This is a genomic window from Frigoribacterium sp. 2355, assembly GCF_054060695.1.
The window spans coordinates 309,037-327,359 of sequence record NZ_JBSSDL010000002.1; the positions used below are offsets into that span (position 1 = coordinate 309,037).

Sequence of the window (18,323 nt, forward strand, 5' to 3'; positions counted from 1 at the left end):
CCCGGCGCCGCGTGCGACGGGCCGTCAGCCCGCGAGCACGGCGTAGGAGGCGCGCAGCCGCTCCAGCCACACCTCGCGTCGGTCGTCGTCCACCGCGTGGCGGCGGAGCAGGTCGACGTCGACCTCGACCCGTCGCACGTCGATCTCGCCGTCGACGGGCAGCAGGGGATCACGCGTCACGTCGGCGCCGAGCAGGGCGGCCGTGCCGAGCCCGCAGTCGTGGCGGAGCCCGGGCACGGCGGCGGCGAGGTACGCACCCATGCTGAGCCCGACCGACGTGTCGAGGGCGCTCGAGACGACGACGGGCAGCCCGGCCGCCGCGACGATGCGCAGTGCGGCGGTGACGCCGCCGAGCGGTTGGGCCTTGACCACGAGCAGGTCCGCGGCTCCGGCCCGGGCCACGGCCAGCGGGTCGTCGGCCTTGCGGACGCTCTCGTCGGCGGCGACGAGCGCGCCCGTCCCCGAGACGCGGCGCCGCAGCTCGACGAGCTCGGGCACCGTGGCGCAGGGCTGTTCGGCGTACTCCAGGGCGTACGGTGCCATCCCGACCAGCGCCTCCTCGGCCGACTCGACGGACCACCCTCCGTTGGCGTCGACGCGCACGCGCCCCTCGGGGCCGACCCAGTCGCGGGCCGCGGCGACGCGGGAGATGTCGTCTGCGAGGGTCTGACCGCGCTCGGCGACCTTGACCTTAACCGTCCGGCAGCCGCGGTAGCGGGCGAGCACGTCGGGCACCCGGTCGGCGGCGACGGCCGGCAGGGTCGCGTTGACCGCCACCCGGCGGGCGCCCCCCTCGGGGAGCCGACCCCAGCCGAAGTCGATCGTGGCCGCGAGCCAGGCGGCCGCCTCGGCCGGTCCGTACTCGACGAAGGGGCTGAACTCGGTCCAGCCCGACGGGCCCTCGACCAGCAGGGCCTCGCGTGCGTCGAGTCCCCGGAACCGGGTGCGGAGGGGGAGACGGACGACGTGGGCACCCTCGACCAGGTCGGCCAGGGGAGGCAGCGGGGGAGTCGTGGACGGTGCGCGGTCGACGGTCGGCATCCGCCCAGTGTCGCACCGGGGACCCCGGTAAGGTCGTGCGTCATGGTCGACCGCGAACCCGAACCCGTCCGACGACCGGAGCCCTCACCCGACGATCCCTCCGACCCGGGGCGCGACGGCCTCGGCCGCGCCTCGTCCGAGGCCGACGGCCTCCGGGTCTTCGACGGTCCCGGTCACGACGTGGCCGACCCTCCGCGCAGCCGACGCCTCGGCGTCGTCACGTTCGTCCTGGCCGTCGTGCTGCTCGCGCTCGACGGTGTGGCCCTGGGACTCCTGGCCGTGGACGCCGTGAGCCCGGCCGCCGTCCTCGCGTTGGTCACCCTGTTGGCCTCCGTCGTCGTCGGGGTGATCGGTCTGATGGCCGCCGTCCTGCGCCGCGGCCGGTGGTGGGGGGTGGCCGCGGTCGTCCTCAGCTCGTTGTCGAACCCGTTCGTCCTCGTCTGGCTGATCTCGAGGTTCGTCTCGACGGTCTGACCCCGCCAGGCGGCGAGGTCGGACCCCGTCGCTAGGCTGGCGACATGGCTTCCGAGGTGTCCGACCTGTTCGATCCGACCGAGTGGCGGGGGGTCGAGGGGTTCGACGCCCTGACCGACGTCACCTACCACCACAGCCTCGACGGGCGGGTGGCCCGCGTGGCCTTCGACCGCCCCGAGGTGCGCAACGCGTTCCGGCCGCACACGGTCGACGAGCTCTACCGGGTGCTCGACGACGCCCGCATGAACAGCCGCATCGGGGTCGTCCTGCTGACCGGCAACGGTCCCAGCGCGAAGGACGGGGGCTGGGCGTTCTGCAGCGGTGGCGACCAGCGCATCCGCGGTCGTGACGGCTACAAAGCAGAGGGCGACCAGGCGAACGTGCCCGACCCGGCGTCCGCGGGGCGGCTGCACATCCTCGAGGTGCAACGGCTCATCCGGTTCATGCCCAAGGTCGTCATCGCCGTGGTGCCCGGTTGGGCGGCCGGTGGCGGCCATTCGTTGCACGTCGTCTGCGACCTGACGATCGCCAGTCGCGAACACGGTCGGTTCAAGCAGACGGACGCCGACGTGGGGTCGTTCGACGCGGGCTACGGCAGCGCCTACTTCGCCAAGCAGATCGGGCAGAAGTTCGCTCGCGAGGTGTTCTTCCTGGCAGAGGAGTACAGCGCCGACCGTGCCCACGAGATGGGTGCCGTCAACCGGGTCGTGCCACACGTCGACCTCGAACGCGAGGCGCTCGCCATGGCGCGCACCATCCTGACGAAGTCGCCGACCGCCATCCGCATGCTCAAGTTCGCCTTCAACGCGACCGACGACGGCATCGTCGGTCAGCAGGTCTTCGCGGGCGAGGCGACCCGCCTCGCCTACGGCACCGACGAGGCCGTCGAAGGACGCGACTCGTTCCTCGAGAAGCGTGCTCCCGACTGGTCGCCCTTCCCCTGGCAGTACTGATGACGCGCACCCTGCGGGCGGTCGACGCACGTGAGCCCGGTGCGGTGCTCGACGCCCTCCGGGTCGCGCTCGAGGGGGGTCCCGCGGTGGCGCCCCGGACGGACGACCGTGTGCCCGCCGGCCTCCCGGGGCTCGTGCCGCAGGCGGTGTCGCTGGTCGTCGAGACCAGCGGCTCGAGCGGACGCCCGAAGCGCGTGGCCCTGTCCTCCGACGCGGTGCTCGCCGGTGCCGCCGCGGCCGACGGTGCCCTGGCCGGGCCCGGGCAGTGGGTGCTCGCCCTGCCGGCGCACTACGTCGCGGGGCTGAACGTGCTCGTCCGCTCGATCGCCTCGGGCACCGAGCCGGCCCTGCTGACGCCCGGCCACTTCGACGTCGCCGACTTCGTCGCCGCCGCCGGTCGGCTCGAGCACCCTGTGCGGTACTCGTCGCTCGTCCCCGCACAGCTCTCGACGGCGCTCGACGCCGCCGACGAGGACGCCGACGTGGCCGACGTGCTGCGCCGCTTCGACGCCCTCCTGGTGGGCGGGCAGGCGACTCCCGGCCCCCTCGTCGAACGGGCCCGTCGGCTCGGGGTGACCGTCGTGCGCACCTACGGGTCGAGCGAGACCAGTGGCGGGTGCGTGTACGACGGCGTGCCCGTGGGCCGCACCCGCGTCGAGGTCGTCGACGGCCAGGTCGAGCTGAGCGGGCCGTCGCTGGCCGAGGGGTACCTCGACGACCCCGAGCGCACGGCTGCGGCCTTCGTCACGCGCGACGGCCTGCGCTGGTACCGCACGGGCGACGCGGGAACGGCGTCGCCCGGCGGGGTGCTGACCGTGAGCGGCAGGCTCGACGACGTGATCGTCTCGGGTGGCGAGAAGGTGTCGCTCGGCGTCGTCGAGCGGGTCGTGCGCGAGCAGCCGGGGCTCGCCGACGCCGTGGTCGTCCGCGCGGCGCACGCCCGGTGGGGCGAGGTGCCCGTCGTGGTCACCGACACCGCGCCTCCTGCGCCGTCGGCCGCCGACGACCTGGCGGCCCTGCGATCCGCGGTGGCCGCCGCCGCCGGTCGAGCCGCGGCACCCGATCGCATCGTCAGGGTCGACGCGGTGCCGGTGCTCGCGAGCGGCAAGCCGGACCGGGTGGCGCTGACCCGCCTGGTCGCCGGCCTCGCGGCAAGCTGATGGCCGGCTGCGAACTAGACTCGACCACGTGGCGAAGACGAAGACCTCGACCCCCAAGCGCAGCGGCCGCCCCGGTGGCCGACCGGGCGGGCGGCCCGGCAAGCAGCCGGTCCGTCGCGTGACGGCCGGCGACTGGATCGGCGGTGCCCGCCTGCGCACCCTGCCGCTGGGCATCGCCCCGGTCGCCCTGGGCACGGGCGTCGCCCGGGCGAACGGTGGCTGGGACCTCACCCTGGCGCTTCTCTGCCTCGCCGTCGCGGTGTTCCTGCAGATCGGCGTCAACTACTCGAACGACTACTCGGACGGCATCCGCGGCACCGACGACTTCCGGGTGGGGCCCTCGCGACTGACCGGCTCGGGCAGCGTCCGTCCGAAGACCGTGCTGAAGGTGGCGCTGGCGTTCTTCGCCCTCGCGGCCGTCGCCGGTGTCGTCGTCGTCGTCATCACCCAGATCTGGTGGCTGCTCGCGGTCGGCGCCGCCGCGGTCGTGGCCGCCTGGTTCTACACCGGCGGCAAACGGCCCTACGGCTACAACGCCCTGGGCGAGCTCTTCGTCTTCGTGTTCTTCGGGCTCGTCGCGACCGTGGGCACGACCTTCGTACAGCTGCGGGAGTTCCCGTTCGACGCCTGGGTGGCGGGGGTCGCCGCCGGGCTGTTCGCCTGCGCGGTCCTGATGATCAACAACGTGCGCGACATCCCGCAAGACACCGCCGCCGGCAAACGCACCCTCGCGGTCGTCGTCGGCGACCCGGTGGCGCGCGCGCTCTACGCGCTGTTCCTGCTGTTGCCGTTCTTCATCCTCGTGTACTTCGCGTTCCTGTACCTGCACGCGCCCTACGTCTACTTCACGCTCATCGTCGCGGTGCCCGCCGCGGTGATCGGCGTCACGGGCAAGACGCCCCGTGAGCTGATCCTCGCCCTGCAGCTGTCGTCGTTGACGGCCCTGGTCTGGGCTCTCGCCTTGTCGGCCGCGCTCTTCTTCTAGGGTCCGGCCCGGGCTCGCGGCCCGGGGGAGGTCAGGCCTGGCCGTCGCTGCGGCGTGCGCGCTCGCCGTCGTCGTCGGCGATGGCCTCGTCCTCGGCGACGGAGTCGTCGTCGAGCTTGGCCGGGCGCGACCGGCGGTCGGCGAGGTCGAGCGCGACCTTCCGGCGCAGCGGCGCGAAGAACAGGTACGAGACGCAGAAGCCGACGACCGCCGCGATCAGCGTGGCCCAGAAGGGGTCGAACCTCAGCACCAGCAGCAGGCCCAGCACGACCGCGAACAGGCCGAGGCGGACGATCGAGTACTTGAGCCAGGGTTTCACGACGAGGAGTCTACGGTCCGTGAGGTGTGCGCCCGCCCCGCGGCGGACGGGCCGTGCGGCCGCGATCCGACGGGCCGAGGAGGCGCGGTGCGGCACCGCCTCGCGCCGTACGTCACAGCTCCGCAACGGCCGACCGACCATCAGGCGTTGCACCGGATCGAGAACTAGGCTCGGTCCATGGTCAGGCTCTTCATCGTGGGCATCGTCGCCGCGGCGGCATTCGTCATCTTCGCGCTCATCGACTGCCTGTTCGCCGACGCCTCACGGTTCCGAGCCCTCAACAAGCCCCTCTGGGCCGTCATCATCGTCCTCCTCCCCGTCATCGGCGCGGTGCTGTGGTTCGTGCTCGGGCGGGCGCGCAAGAGCGGCCGCCCCGCCGCGACGCGCACCATCGCACCCGACGACGACCCCGAGTTCTCGGGGACGTCCTGGCGCACGACGAGCGACCTCGACCGCGAGACGACCGACGAGCGCATCCGTCGCCTCGAGCAAGAGCTGCTCGACCTCGACAACGACGACAAGACCGGCAAGCAGTAGGTGTCCAGTCCGTCGACCGAGTACGCCCTGTCGCTGCTCGCGTCCCTCGCCGACGCGGGTGTCCGCGACGTGGTGCTCAGCCCCGGGTCCCGAAGCCAGGCCCTGGCCCTCGCGGCCGCCGAGTTCGAGACCGCCGGTCGGTTGTCGGTCCACGTGCGCATCGACGAGCGTTCGGGCGGATTCCTGGCGTTGGGTCTCGCCGCCGAGACGGGCGTCCCGAGCGTCGTGATCACCACGTCGGGCACCGCCGTGGCGAACCTCCACCCCGCCGTGCTCGAGGCGCACCACTCGGGTGTGCCCATGATCGTCGTGAGCGCCGACCGTCCCTCCGAGATGCGCGGGATCGGCTCGAACCAGACGACGGTGCAACCAGGTCTCTTCGCGAGCGCCGTCGGGTGGGTGCGCGACGTCGAGGCTCCCCGCTCCGGTCCGGTCGACCACGAGGCCGTCCGCACGCTCGCGCGCGAGGCCGTCGCCGAGGCCCTCGGCGGCGACTCCCACGGTGCCCTCGGGCGTTCGCGCGGCCCGGTCCAGCTCAACGTCGCGTTCCGCGAGCCCCTGTCGTCGGGCGAGCAATCGCTGCCCGCCGCCCACCCCGCGCCGGTCGAGGTCGCGCCGCCCGTGGCACCATCCGCGCTCGGGGTCGACGTCGACCCCGCGACCCTCGTCGTCGCCGGGCACGCCGCCGGCCCCGAGGCCGAGGCCGCTGCCCGGGCACTGGGTGCCCCGCTCGTGGCCGAGGTCTCGAGCGGGGCCCGTTTCGGGCCGCACCTCGTCTCGTCGTACCGTGCCCTGCTCGACGACGCCGACTTCGGCGGCCACGTCCGTCGGGTGGTGGTCTTCGGGCACCCGACCCTCAGCCGTCAGATCCCCTCGCTGCTCACCCGTGACGGGGTCGAGGTCGTGGTCGTCCGCGCGGCGGGGGCCGAGGCCTACGACCCGGGTCGCTCCGCGCGCGTGGTCGAGGCCGTCGAGGTGGACCGCGCCTCCTCGGGGGTCGGTTCGACCGACGACGCCGCCCATCGCGCGTGGGTCGGGCGTTGGGTCCACACGGGTCGTCGCCTGCTCGAGGTCGAGGCCGAGGCCGAGGACGCGACCGACGGTCCCGGGGCCGACGGGACGGCCGAGGGCTCGGCCGGTCGCACCGAGGCGGCCGAACAGGCCGAGTTCCTGCGTCGCGAGGTGCAGCTGCTGCGGCGGCCGGTGACGCGCCGCGCCCTCGCCGAGGCCCTGTGGCGCGTCAGCTGGCCACACGACCGCCTCGTGTTGGGTGCGTCGAGGCTCATCCGCGAACTCGACCAGATCGTGCCGGGCAAGAAGATCCCCGTGCACGCCAACCGTGGGCTGGCCGGCATCGACGGCACGATCGCCACGGCCACCGGCATCGCCCTCGCCAGCCAGCGTGACGACCCCGCAGCCGGCACCACCCGGGTGCTCGTCGGCGACCTGACCTTGTTGCACGACGTCGGTTCGATGCTCCTCGGCCTCGGCGAGACCAGGCCCCGGTTGCAGGTGGTCGTCGGCAACGACGGCGGCGGCACCATCTTCGACGGGCTCGAGGTCGCGGCCACCGCGTCGCCCGAGGCGATGACCCGTGTGCAGTTCACCCCTCACGAGGTCGACCTCTCGGCACTCGCCGTGGCCTACGGCTGGCAGTACGTCGAGGCCGCCACGCGGGCGGAGCTCGACCAGGCCCTCGTCGCCCGGTACGACGGGCCGGTTCTGATCGAGGTGCCCCTCTCCCGCTGAGCGTCCGCGCCACGCCAGGGCGGATCGGGTCGCTCGGTCGTAGGGTCGAGGGCATGGCCAAGACGTGGACGACCCCGCCCTCCCAGTCCCTCCGAGCCGGTGAGGGCTTCGTGCTCGCCGACGTCGACACCTCGTCCACCCCGGGCTTCGCGGGTGACAAGGCGTATGCACAGCAGGCGCTCGAGTCGGGTCGCGAGACCCTGAGCGAGCTCCAGGAGAAGATGTTCGCGCAGAGCCGGAGCGGGGGCAGCACCGGCAACGTGCTGTTGGTCCTGCAGGCGATGGACACCGCCGGCAAGGGCGGCATCGTCCGGCACGTCGTGGGCGCCGTCGACCCCCAGGGCGTCGCGCACCATGCCTTCAAGTCGCCGACGCCCGACGAGCTCGCGCACGACTTCCTGTGGCGGGTGCGGCGCGAGCTGCCCGGCCCCGGCATGATCGGGGTCTTCGACCGCTCGCACTACGAGGACGTGCTGATCGGCAAGGTGCGCCGCCTCGCGCCGCCCGAGGACATCGAACAGCGGTACGCCGACATCGTCGAGTTCGAGGACGAGCTCGTCGCGAACGGCACCACGCTGGTCAAGGTGATGCTGCACATCTCGTCCGACGAGCAGAAGGAACGCCTCGCGGACCGACTCGACCGCCCCGACAAGCACTGGAAGTACAACCCCGGCGACCTCGAGGAGCGTCTCGTCTGGAACGACTACCAAGACGCCTACGAGACGGCGATCCGTCGCACGTCGACCGGGACCGCCCCGTGGTTCGTCGTGCCGGCCGATCGCAAGTGGTACGCCCGGGTCGCCGTCCAGAAGCTGCTGATCGACGCCCTCGCGTCGCGAGGGCTCGACTGGCCCGTCGCGCAGTTCGACGTCGAGCTCGAGAAGACGAAGCTCGCGACGTCGTAGCGGGGGACAGTCCGCTCGGGTCGGACGCGTCCGCTCAGGTGCCTCCGGCGATCGCCGGTCGTCGAACGGTACTGTTCGGGGTACGCGTGTTGCTCACGGGTCCCCCGGTCCCTGACAATGCCTCATGCTCGTCATCTCGCCCCTCCGTGGCGGTCCTACCGCGGTGGTCTTCTCCCTCGCTCTCGTCGTCGCCGTCGTCGCGTCCTGGCTCGTCGTCGCCCCGGCCGGCGCCGCCCCGCTCGGCACGACGCCGATCGGGAGCATCACCGGTCGGGTCACGGCCCAGACGGCCGACGGTTCGATGGTGCCGTCGTCCGCCGGTCGGTTGACGGCCGTCTCACCCGGGACCGCCCCGGAAGAGGTCCCGGTCCCCTCGCTCGAGCGTCGGCCCGACGGGACCTTCACGTTCACCGGAGTCACGCCGGGTCGGTGGTACGTCACGCTCGAAGCGCCGTATCCCGGTCCGTACCGTTATGGGTCCCCGCGATTCTGGGTGGACGTTCCCGCCGACGGGTCGGCGGCCTCGGTCGGCGATCTCCCGCTTCTCCTGTCCCAGCTCCTGTCGGGCCAGGTGTCGGCGGTCGTCGACGGGAGGACGGTGCCGCTGCCGTACGCCGACGTGACGATCTGGTGGAAGAACCCGGCCACCGGCGCGTACGCGGACGAGGGCTACGAGTCCACGGCGAGCGAGGACGGTCGCTGGGAGTTCCCCCTCCTGCGCCCGGGCACCTATCGCCTGAGCTTCGGAGACGGGTCCTCGCAGTCATCGAGGGTCCACGACGACCTGTACTGGCCGGCGGGTCGGCGGTTCGCCGACGCCGAGGACATCGTCATCGGCCCCGGACAAAAGATCACCGGTCTCGACGTCGTCCTCACCGAACGGACCTTCACGTCGACACGAGTGGCCGGGGACGACCGGTTCGGCACCGGAGCGGCGGTCCTGTCGTCGCCCTGGGGCTTTCCTTCCACGAACGGTGCCACGCCTCGGGTCCCCGTCCTCTACGTCGCGAACGGGCTGAACTTCCCGGACGCGCTCAGCGCGGGCCCTGCGGCAGCCCACGAGGGCGGGGCCCTCGCGATGACCGACCGGGATGCCCTCCCCGCAGCCACCGTGGCGGTCATCGAGCGCCTCGCCCCCGAGCGCATCGTGGTCGTGGGTGGGCCGGCCGCGGTCTCCGCCCAGGTCTACGAGCAGCTGGCCTCGTGGCAACCGGCGATCACGAGGCTCGGTGGAGCGGACCGCTACGAGACCTCGCGCCTGGTGGCGCGTCACTCGTTCCTCGGCTCGTCGACCGGCGAGAGGATCTACCTCGCCACGGGTGAGGCGTTCCCGGATGCCCTGGCCGCAGGTCCTGCCGCTCATCGGGACGACGCCCCGGTCGTCCTCGTCCGAGGTGCTCAGTCGGCCGCCGACGCTCCGACGAGGGCCTTGATGGTCGAGCTGGGCAAGGCCCGGGCCATCCTCGTCGGCGGGACGGCGAGCATCTCCCGGGCGTACGAAGCCAGTCTCGTCGAACAGGAGCCGTCTCTCGTCACCGAGCGTCGCGCCGGAGCCGATCGCTACGAGACGGCCGCCGCACTCGTCGGTGGTGACTCCGAGACGATCTTCGTGGCGAGCGGTCGGGGATTCGCCGATGCGCTGGTCGCGGGTGCGGTCGCCGCCCGCGAAGGTGCCTCGCTCGTCCTGAGCGAGCGAGACTGTGTCCCGCCGGCGACGGAGCGAGCCGTGCTCGACGCCCGCGTCTTCGAGGTCGTCCTCGTCGGGGGACCGGCGGTGCTGGGGGCCGCCAACGAGGTCCCGCTGGCCGTCTGCGGTCGCTGACCGGACGTCAGGAGGCGCGGCTCCGCAACGCGTCGCCGGTCCCCTTGGGCAGCCGCAGCCCCTCGATCAGGCTGAGCAGGGCCAGCACGGCCAGCACGATCAACGCGGCCTGGTACCCGGACGCCGCGGATGCCGGGCCGTCGGTCGAGATCGCGAGGTCGGCCACGCGGACGGCCAGCGCCGTCGCGGCGACGCCGAGCCCCACGGCGAGTTGGCTCGTGATGGACGCGATGGCGTTGGCGGGCCCGATCATCTCGGCCGGGACGTCGGCGAACTGCAGCGTGTTGTAGGCCGTGAAGCCGACGGACCGGAAGACGCCGCTGAGCAGCAGCACCCCCGCCACGACGACCGGCGAGGTGTCGGGGCCGACCAGCGCGGCCCCGACGAAGGTCGCCGCGAGGGCCACCGTCGCGACGACGATGATCGGCACCACGCGGAAGCGCTTCAGCAGCGGCGTCGTGAACGGTTTGACGGCCAGGTTGCCGACGAACACCCACATGAGCATGAGTCCCGCCTCGACCGGCGACCAGCCGAAACCGTCCTGCAGCAGCAGCGGGACGACGAAGGGGATGCCGTTCACGACGGCCCGGTAGAGCGATCCACTGAGGTTCGTCACGCGGAACGACCCGATGCGGAAGGCCGTGAGGTCGAGCAACGGGTGCGCCGCCCGACGGAACCACCGCACGGCCACGAGGCCGAGCACCACCGCCAGGACGGCCAGCAGCACGCCCGGCACGAGCGTCGTGGGCTCGCCGAGCAGTTCGAACGCCAGCACCAGTGCCACGATCGATCCCGCCACGAGCACCAGACCGACCAGGTCGAGAGGCTGACGGTCACCGACCTCGGGGGAGGGGACGACCCTCCAGGCGACCGCGAGCAGCGCGAGGCCGACCGGGACGTTGACCAGGAACACCCACTGCCAGCCGAGGTGCTCGGTGAGCAGTCCTCCGAGCAGCGGCGCGACGACCGGAGCCACGAGTGCGGGCCAGGTGAGGTAGGCGATCGCTCGGATCAGCTCGGACTTCTCGGTGCTGCGGAGGACGATCAGTCGGCCGATCGGCACCATCATGCTGCCCGCGAAGCCCTGCACGACCCGGGAGGTCGTGAGGGCGACCAGGTCGGTGCTCGCGGCACAGGCGACCGAGGCGAGGACGAAGAGCACGACGGCCGCGAGGAACACGCGGCGGGCGCCCCAGCGTTCGGCGAGCCAGGCGCCCAGCGGGATGAACGCCGCCACGGCGACGAGGTAGCCGGTCACGGCGAGTCCGAGTTGCGCGGGCTGGACGCCGAAGTCGGTCGCGATCGTGGCGGTCGCCGTCGACAGGATGGTGGCGTCGAGGTTCTCCATGAAGAACGCGGCCGCCACGACGAGGGCGACCGGACGCGACCACGTCGTCGCGGGGGCGGGCGCGGTCATCGGCTGAAGGCGTCGACCACGGGGCGGAACTTCATGGCCGTCTCGGCCACCTCCCTCTCGGGCACGGACTCGGCGACGACGCCGGCCCCCGCGAACGCCCGCACCGAGCCGTCCCGGTCGACCTGGGCACACCGGAGGGCGATGGCCCACTCGCCGTCGCCGTCGGCGCCGACCCAGCCGACGGGCCCCGCGTAGCGACCACGGTCGAACGGTTCGAGTTCTCGGATCAGGGCCAGCGCCTCCTGCGTCGGGGTGCCGGCGACGGCCGCCGTCGGGTGCAGCGAGGCGATGAGGTCGAGCGAGCTCGACCCGTCGGTCAGGCGGCCCCGCACGTCGCTGGCCAGGTGCCAGAGGTTGGGGAGGCGCAGGGTGAAGGGCTGCTCGCCCGTCACGACGTCTCGGGCGTGCGGTCCGAGCGACAGCAACAGGCTGCGCAGGGCGAAGGCGTGTTCGTCGAGGTCCTTCGGAGACGTCGCCAGGGCGAGGGCGGCCTGCTCGTCGGTGGCCGCGTCGACGCCACGGGCCGCGCTGCCGGCGAGCACCCGGGCCGACACCTCTCCCCGTTCGGACTTGACGAGCGTCTCGGGGCTGGCCCCGATCAGTCCGTCGACGGCGAAGGCGTAGCAGTCGGGGTACGCGGTGAGCAGGGTGGCGGCGACGAGGCGCAGGTCGGCCTCGGGGGGCAACGTGCCCACGAGGTCGCGTGCGAGCACGACCTTGCTGACCCGACCGGCGCCGATGGCGTCGACGGCCCGGGCCACGGCCGTCGCGTAGCCGTCGGCGTCGAGGGCGCCGTCGGCCAGCGAGAGGCGGACGGAGGCGCCGACCGGCTTCCCCGCGGGCAGCTCGGCGTCGTCCACCCTCGTGATCCAGGCGACCCCGTCGCGCCGTCCGATGACGATGCTCGGGACGATCAGCACGCTCGTCTCGGCGGACTCGTCGTCGAACGCGAACGAGCCGAACGCGACCAACCCGGTACCGGGCACGCCGACCTCGTCGTGCACCGTGGCGGCGGCCGCCACGGCACGCCAGGCGTCGGCGGCCTCGGTCATGCGGTCGGGCCCGGAGAACTCGAGACGGAGGGCCTCGCCGACGCCCGCCATGCCCGCCCCGCCGCGGACGAAGACCAGCGGACGCGCCCGGTCGACGACGTCGAGCAACGGGCTGACGTGGTCGATTCGCGTGGTGCGGACGGCGAGTGACGGAGCGCGGGACGCGGGGGACTTCACTCGTCGACCCTACTCGGGACACCCCCAGTGCTTGACGGTAGTATCCACCATCGTGACCAAGGCCGACATGAACAAGCAACCCGACGAGGTCGCCTCGATGTTCGACGGCGTCGCGCGCCATTACGACCGCACGAACGACGTGCTCTCGGCGGGCAACGCCGTCCTGTGGCGCATCGCCACCGTGAAGGCGATCGGTGCCGGTCCGGCCGACAAGGTCCTCGACATCGCAGCCGGCACGGGCACCAGCTCGGCGGCCATCGCGCAGCGGGGTGCCGAGGTCGTCGCCCTCGACTTCTCGAAGGGCATGGTCGAGGTCGGCCGCGAACGCCACCCCGAGCTCGAGTTCGTCGAGGGCAACGCCGAGTCGCTGCCCTTCGACGACGACACGTTCGACGCCGTCACCATCTCGTTCGGGCTGCGCAACGTGAACCGGCCCAAGGTCGCGCTGGCCGAGATGAACCGCGTGCTCAAGCCCGGTGGCCGCCTCGTCGTCTGCGAGTTCTCCACTCCGCCGTTCGGTCTCCTGCGCGCCGCCTACCGGGCCTACCTCAAGTACGGCATGCCCCTCGTCGCCAAGGTCACCAGCAGCAACGGCCCGGCCTACTCGTACCTGGCCGAGTCCATCGAGCAGTGGCCGGAGCAGCAGGTCCTCAGCCAGTGGATCCGCGGCGCCGGGTTCACCCGCGTCGCCCACCGCGACCTCAGCTTCGGCATCGTCGCCCTGCACCGGGGTCGCAAGCCGGCGTCGGGTGCCGCGCGCTCCTCCTCGCGGTCGAAGCGGGCCACGTCGTGAACGCCGGCGCCCCTCCTGCGCAGCGGAACTCGCTGGGTCGTTCGCTCGGCCTCGGCGAGAAGCTGTTCGCCACGCCGACCGAGCGTCGTTTCGTGGCCGCGGTCGACGACGGGCTCGAACTCGTCGAAGAGGGGTTGCTGCGCGAGATCGCCTTCGCCGACGACATCGCCGACGCCACGACGCGCTACCTCCTCGCGGCCGGCGGCAAGCGCGTCCGGCCGACGCTGACGCTGCTCATCGCCCAGCTGGGTGACGGCGCGACCCCCGGGATCGTCGCCTCGGCGCAGGCCACCGAGATCACCCACCTCGCCTCGCTCTACCACGACGACGTCATGGACGAGGCGCAGATGCGTCGCGGCGTCCCCAGCGCCCAGACGGTATGGGGCAACAACGTCGCGATCCTCGCCGGCGACCTGCTGTTCGCCCGGGCCAGCACCATCGTGTCGGGGCTCGGCCAAGAGGCCATCCTGCTCCAGGCCGAGACCTTCGAACGGCTCTGCCTCGGTCAGCTCCACGAGACGGTCGGCCCACGAGAGGGCGACGACCCGATCGCCCACTACATTGACGTGCTCGCCGACAAGACGGGGTCGCTCATCTCGACCGCCGCCCGCGCCGGCGTCATGTTCAGCGGGGCACCGCGTGAGTACCTCGCCCCCGTCGCCGAGTTCGGTGAGAAGATCGGCATCGCCTTCCAGCTGATCGACGACGTCATCGACCTGTCCGACCAGCCCGCCGAGACCGGCAAGAAGGCCGGCACCGACCTGCGGGCCGGCGTCGTCACGCTCCCGGTGCTGTACCTGCGGCAGCTGGCGCAGGCCGACCTCGAGGCGTCGTCGCTGTTGTCCGAGATCGACCGCATCGTCGACGCCACGCGTGCCGCGGCCCACGGGTCGAGCGGTGAACCGACCCTCGAGGGCGGCACGTCGGCGTCGCTCGCCGACGCGACGGCCCACCTCGACGACGAGTTCGCCGACCTGGTCCGACGCGTCCGTGAGCACGAGGTCACCGAACGCACCCGGGTCGAGGCTCACCGGTGGGCCCGCGAAGCCCTCGACGCCCTGTCCCCGCTGCCCGACGGGCCCGTGAAGAAGGCGCTCACCCGCTTCGCCGACCGCGTGGTCGAGCGGTCCGCCTGACCGGCGCCGCGCCTCCTCGTCCGTCTCGTCCTCGAGCACCATCGTCCAACCGGCCGGCCCCGCCGAGCCACCCCAGATCTAGGGAGAACCCGTGACCACCTTGCGACTGGCCATCGTCGGCGCCGGACCGGCCGGCATCTACGCCGCCGACATCCTCGCGAAGGCCGAGAAGGCCTTCGACGTCTCGATCGACCTCTTCGAGCAGCTGCCGGCCCCCTACGGTCTCGTGCGCTACGGCGTCGCCCCCGACCACCCCCGCATCAAGGGCATCGTCAACGCGCTGCGCGACGTGCTCGACAGCGGCGACATCAGGGTCTTCGGCAACGTCCGCTACGGCGTCGACATCGGGCTCGACGACCTGCGAAAGCACTACAACGCCGTCATCTTCTCGACCGGTGCCATCAAGGACGCCGACCTCGACATCCCCGGCATCGACCTCGAGGGCAGCTACGGCGCGGCCGACTTCGTCAGCTGGTTCGACGGTCACCCCGACTTCCCCCGCACCTGGCCGCTCGACGCGACGTCGGTCGCCGTCGTCGGCGTCGGCAACGTCGCCCTCGACGTGTCCCGCATCCTGGCCAAGCACGCCGACGACCTGCTGCCCACCGAGATCCCCGACAACGTCTACGCGGGCCTCAAGCAGTCCTCGATCACCGACGTGCACGTCTTCGGACGCCGGGGCCCGGCGCAGGTCAAGTTCACGCCGCTCGAGCTGCGCGAGCTGGGCGAGGTGCGTGACGTCGACATGATCGTCTACGACGAGGACTTCGATCACGACGAGGCGTCCAAGACGGCCATCGCCACCAACAAGCAGGTGTTCGTCATCGACAAGGTGCTGAACCAGTGGCGCCAGCGCGAGGTCGGGACGGCGTCGCGTCGCCTGCACCTGCACTTCTACGCCAAGCCCGTCGAGGTCGTCGGCGACGCCGACGGTCGCGTCGCGGCCTTCCGGTACGAGCGCACCCGGCCCGACGGGCAGGGCGGCGTCGAGGGCACGGGCGAGCTCCGCGACGTGCCGATCCAGGCCATCTACCGCGCGGTCGGCTACTTCGGCTCTCCGCTCGACGGCATCCCGTTCGACGAGCGTCGTGGCGTGATCCCGAACCACGAGGGCCAGGTGATGGACGACGACAACCAGATCGTCCCCGGCGTCTACGCCACCGGCTGGATCAAGCGCGGCCCCGTCGGCCTCATCGGGCACACCAAGAGCGACGCGATGGAGACCGTCAAGCACCTCATCAACGACCAGGCCAGCTGGTGGCAGCCAGTGGACCCGTCCGACGAGGCCATCCCGGCCCTGCTCGAGCAGCGCGGCGTCGAGTACACCGACCTCGAGGGCTGGCACCGTCTCGACGGGCACGAGATCGCCCTCGGCGGGGCCCACGAGCACGAGCGTGCCCGGGTCAAGGTCGTGGAGCGTGACGAGATGGTGCGCGTCTCGCGCGCCGTCGAGACGGAGTCGACGCCCGCCTGACGTCCTCGGTCGCCCGTAGCGCGCCTCCTCGGCTCCCCTCGACGGCGGAACCGAGGAGGCGCGCGGTCGTCACCGACCTCGTCGGTCGTCGGTATGGTGGTCCCCATGGCAGACAGTTCCTTCGACGTGGTCAGCAAGGTCGACAAGATGGAGGCCGACAACGCCCTCCACCAGGCGCAGAAAGAGATCGAGCAGCGCTACGACTTCAAGGGTGTCGGTGCCTCGGTCGACTGGAGCGGCGAGAAGCTGCTGCTCAAGGCCGCCACCGAAGAACGCGTCAAGGCCGTGCTCGACGTGCTCGAGTCGAAGTTCATCAAGCGCAGCATCAGCCTCAAGCACCTCGACGTCGGCGAGCCCTTCGCCAGCGGCAAGGAGTACCGCATCGAGGCGTCCCTCAAGCAGGGCATCGAGCAGGACGCGGCGAAGAAGATCGGCAAGATCATCCGCGACGAGGGCCCGAAGAGCGTGAAGAGCCAGATCCAGGGCGACGAACTGCGCGTGCAGTCCAAGAGTCGTGACGATCTGCAGGCGACCATGGCGCTGTTGAAGAAGGCCGACCTCGACGTCGACCTGCAGTTCGTCAACTTCCGCTAGTCACCCGCGGCTCACGGCTCCGAGGTCCCGTCCATGGTCGAACCCGCCTGGGTGGCGCCGACGATCGCCGTTCTCGGCATCGTGCTCGACATCGCCATCCGGGTGTTCGCGATCGTCTACGTCCCGATCAACCGGCGGCCCCAGACGGCCACCGCGTGGTTGCTCGCGATCTTCTTGATCCCCTACGTCGGGTTCGTCCTCTTCTTGTTGATCGGCAGCACCAAGCTGCCCGCGCGTCGTCGTGAGAAGCAGACCGAGATCAACAAGTACATCATCGAGACGACCGAGGGCATGGAGCGCGTCAAGCGCGACCACCCGTGGCCGGCCTGGCTCGACTCGGTGGTCGAACTCAACCGCACGCTCGGTGCGATGCCGCTCGTCGGAGGCAACACCGGTGAGATGCACACCGACTACGACGAATCCATGGCGGCGATGGTCGAGGCGGTCGACGGGGCCCACCGCTACGTCCACGCCGAGTTCTACATCACGAGCCTCGACCGCACGACCGAGCCGTTCTTCCTGGCGCTCGAGAACGCCCGTCGACGGGGCGTCACGGTCCGTCTGCTCATGGACCACATCGCCAGCCGCGGATACCCGGGGTACCGCAAGGCCCGACGGCGGTTGGACGCCATGGGCGTGGAGTGGCAGCTCATGCTGCCCGTGCTGCCGCTGCGGGGCAGGTACCAGCGGCCCGATCTGCGCAACCACCGCAAGCTCCTCGTGATCGACGGCCGGGTGGCCTTCACGGGCTCGCAGAACATGGTCGACAAGAGCTACCAGAAACGCAAGAACAAGCGCCGCGGCCTCGAGTGGAAAGACTTCATGGTCCGCTTCGAGGGCCCCATCGTGGCCGGCATCAACGCCCTGTTCGTCACCGACTGGTACAGCGAGACCGACGAGTTGCTGCTCCGCGAGACCGACCCCGTGCACACGGCCGACCGGCTCGAGACGATCGACTGTCAGGTGGTGCCGAGCGGGCCGGGCTTCGACGGTGAGAACAACCTGCGGTTGTTCAACTCGCTGCTCTACAGCGCGCAGGAGCGCATCATCATCACGAGCCCCTACTTCGTGCCCGACGAGTCGATGCTCTACGCCGTGACGACCGCGGCCCAGCGCGGGCTCGAGGTGCAGCTCTTCGTCAGCGAGATCGGCGACCAGCCGGTGGTCTACCACGCGCAGCGCTCGTACTACGAGGCCCTGCTGCGGTCGGGGGTCCGCATCTTCCTGTACCGCTCGCCGACCGTCTTGCACGCCAAGCACTTCTCGATCGACGACGAGGTCGCGGTCATCGGCTCCAGCAACATGGACATGCGGTCGTTCAGCCTCAACCTCGAGATCTCGGTCATGGTGCGCGGACGCGAGTTCGTCGAACGGCTGCGCGAGGTCGAGCAGACCTACCGCGCCTCGAGCCGCGAACTGTTCCTCGACGACTGGCTCGTGCGGCCCTTCCGCTCGAAGGTCCTCGACAACGTCGCCCGCCTCACCTCCGCCGTCCAGTAGTCCACCTGTCCGCGAGGTCCATCGCCGGCCGGCGGTCCGCGCGGCGGGGCGCTGAGGGCGAGTGGTCGTGAGGGGGCTCCCGAGGCTGTATATTTGTCTGGCGCCTCCGGTCGGTGATCACACGGGCTGGGCGTGCATGGCAAGTTACCCAAGCGGCCAAAGGGATCTGACTGTAAATCAGCCGGCGTAGCCTTCGGGGGTTCGAATCCCTCACTTGCCACGGTTGCCCCTCAAG

At 71.5% G+C, this 18,323-nt stretch carries 17 protein-coding genes and 1 tRNA gene; 14 read left to right on the forward strand and 4 right to left on the reverse strand.

Translation table 11 applies throughout. From position 1 onward, the window contains the following. Positions 1–24 precede the first annotated feature (24 nt). Complete coding sequence (locus ACVJ1F_RS04315; RefSeq protein WP_456884885.1) at positions 25–1,041, reverse strand: o-succinylbenzoate synthase; 1,017 nt, start codon at positions 1,039–1,041, stop codon at positions 25–27. Between the two features lie 42 nt (positions 1,042–1,083). Here ACVJ1F_RS04315 and ACVJ1F_RS04320 point away from each other — a divergent pair, with 42 nt between their 5' ends. The 4 genes from ACVJ1F_RS04320 to ACVJ1F_RS04335 are packed head-to-tail and all read left to right on the forward strand — an operon-like array spanning position 1,084 to position 4,613. Beyond that, complete coding sequence (locus ACVJ1F_RS04320; protein ID WP_456884887.1) at positions 1,084–1,515, forward strand: hypothetical protein; 432 nt, start codon at positions 1,084–1,086, stop codon at positions 1,513–1,515. A 44-nt stretch (positions 1,516–1,559) separates the two neighbouring features. Next, positions 1,560–2,468, forward strand: a complete 909-nt coding sequence (locus ACVJ1F_RS04325) for a 1,4-dihydroxy-2-naphthoyl-CoA synthase (RefSeq protein WP_056046577.1) — start codon at positions 1,560–1,562, stop codon at positions 2,466–2,468. Next, positions 2,468–3,628 carry an AMP-binding protein gene (locus tag ACVJ1F_RS04330; protein WP_456884889.1) on the forward strand — a complete coding sequence of 387 codons (1,161 nt, stop codon included), beginning with the start codon at positions 2,468–2,470 and terminating at the stop codon, positions 3,626–3,628. The genes ACVJ1F_RS04325 and ACVJ1F_RS04330 overlap by 1 nt, the downstream gene beginning before the upstream one ends. A 28-nt stretch (positions 3,629–3,656) precedes the next feature. Further along, positions 3,657–4,613, forward strand: a complete 957-nt coding sequence (locus ACVJ1F_RS04335; protein ID WP_192124566.1) for a 1,4-dihydroxy-2-naphthoate polyprenyltransferase — start codon at positions 3,657–3,659, stop codon at positions 4,611–4,613. A gap of 31 nt (positions 4,614–4,644) precedes the next feature. Here ACVJ1F_RS04335 and ACVJ1F_RS04340 read toward each other — a convergent pair whose 3' ends face one another. Then, a complete protein-coding gene (locus tag ACVJ1F_RS04340; RefSeq protein WP_402751951.1) occupies positions 4,645–4,932 on the reverse strand; it encodes a DUF4229 domain-containing protein in 288 nt (95 codons plus the stop codon). A gap of 177 nt (positions 4,933–5,109) precedes the next feature. On the opposite strand from ACVJ1F_RS04340, the gene ACVJ1F_RS04345 reads away from it, so the two are divergent. The 4 genes from ACVJ1F_RS04345 (at position 5,110) to ACVJ1F_RS04360 (ending at position 9,945) form a co-directional block, all read left to right on the forward strand. Further along, a complete protein-coding gene (locus ACVJ1F_RS04345; protein WP_056046571.1) occupies positions 5,110–5,469 on the forward strand; it encodes a PLD nuclease N-terminal domain-containing protein in 360 nt (119 codons plus the stop codon). Further along, positions 5,470–7,218, forward strand: a complete 1,749-nt coding sequence (gene menD / locus ACVJ1F_RS04350; protein ID WP_456884892.1) for a 2-succinyl-5-enolpyruvyl-6-hydroxy-3-cyclohexene-1-carboxylic-acid synthase — start codon at positions 5,470–5,472, stop codon at positions 7,216–7,218. Positions 7,219–7,271: 53 nt separating this feature from the next. Further along, entirely contained in the window at positions 7,272–8,123 is an 852-nt protein-coding gene (locus ACVJ1F_RS04355; RefSeq protein ID WP_056046567.1) for a PPK2 family polyphosphate kinase, read from the forward strand. A 124-nt stretch (positions 8,124–8,247) separates the two neighbouring features. After that, positions 8,248–9,945 (forward strand): cell wall-binding repeat-containing protein, encoded by a 1,698-nt coding sequence (locus ACVJ1F_RS04360; protein WP_456884894.1) that lies wholly within the window; start codon positions 8,248–8,250, stop codon positions 9,943–9,945. Positions 9,946–9,952: 7 nt separating this feature from the next. Here ACVJ1F_RS04360 and ACVJ1F_RS04365 read toward each other — a convergent pair whose 3' ends face one another. Both ACVJ1F_RS04365 and ACVJ1F_RS04370 read right to left on the reverse strand, forming a co-directional pair. After that, positions 9,953–11,362, reverse strand: a complete 1,410-nt coding sequence (locus tag ACVJ1F_RS04365) for an MFS transporter (protein ID WP_456884896.1) — start codon at positions 11,360–11,362, stop codon at positions 9,953–9,955. Continuing rightward, positions 11,359–12,591 (reverse strand): isochorismate synthase, encoded by a 1,233-nt coding sequence (locus ACVJ1F_RS04370; protein WP_402751948.1) that lies wholly within the window; start codon positions 12,589–12,591, stop codon positions 11,359–11,361. Before ACVJ1F_RS04370 ends, ACVJ1F_RS04365 begins: the two co-directional genes overlap by 4 nt. Positions 12,592–12,643: 52 nt before the next feature. Between ACVJ1F_RS04370 and ubiE the strand changes: the two genes are divergently transcribed. The 6 genes from ubiE to ACVJ1F_RS04400 all read left to right on the forward strand — a co-directional run bounded on the left by ubiE (position 12,644) and on the right by ACVJ1F_RS04400 (position 18,308). Next, positions 12,644–13,384, forward strand: coding sequence for a bifunctional demethylmenaquinone methyltransferase/2-methoxy-6-polyprenyl-1,4-benzoquinol methylase UbiE (gene ubiE / locus ACVJ1F_RS04375; RefSeq protein WP_233568365.1), 741 nt, complete (start codon positions 12,644–12,646; stop codon positions 13,382–13,384). Next, on the forward strand, positions 13,381–14,520 hold the full coding sequence (locus ACVJ1F_RS04380) for a polyprenyl synthetase family protein (RefSeq protein WP_402751947.1): 1,140 nt from the start codon (positions 13,381–13,383) through the stop codon (positions 14,518–14,520). The genes ubiE and ACVJ1F_RS04380 overlap by 4 nt, the downstream gene beginning before the upstream one ends. Before the next feature lie 91 nt (positions 14,521–14,611). Continuing rightward, positions 14,612–15,994: an FAD-dependent oxidoreductase gene (locus ACVJ1F_RS04385; protein ID WP_123570526.1), complete on the forward strand. Its 1,383-nt coding sequence runs from the start codon at positions 14,612–14,614 to the stop codon at positions 15,992–15,994. A 105-nt stretch (positions 15,995–16,099) separates the two neighbouring features. Next, positions 16,100–16,588 carry a YajQ family cyclic di-GMP-binding protein gene (locus tag ACVJ1F_RS04390; RefSeq protein WP_056047782.1) on the forward strand — a complete coding sequence of 163 codons (489 nt, stop codon included), beginning with the start codon at positions 16,100–16,102 and terminating at the stop codon, positions 16,586–16,588. A gap of 33 nt (positions 16,589–16,621) precedes the next feature. Next, positions 16,622–18,088, forward strand: coding sequence for a cardiolipin synthase (cls, locus tag ACVJ1F_RS04395; protein ID WP_456884900.1), 1,467 nt, complete (start codon positions 16,622–16,624; stop codon positions 18,086–18,088). Between the two features lie 138 nt (positions 18,089–18,226). Next, positions 18,227–18,308, forward strand: a tRNA-Tyr gene (locus ACVJ1F_RS04400). Positions 18,309–18,323 lie beyond the last annotated feature (15 nt).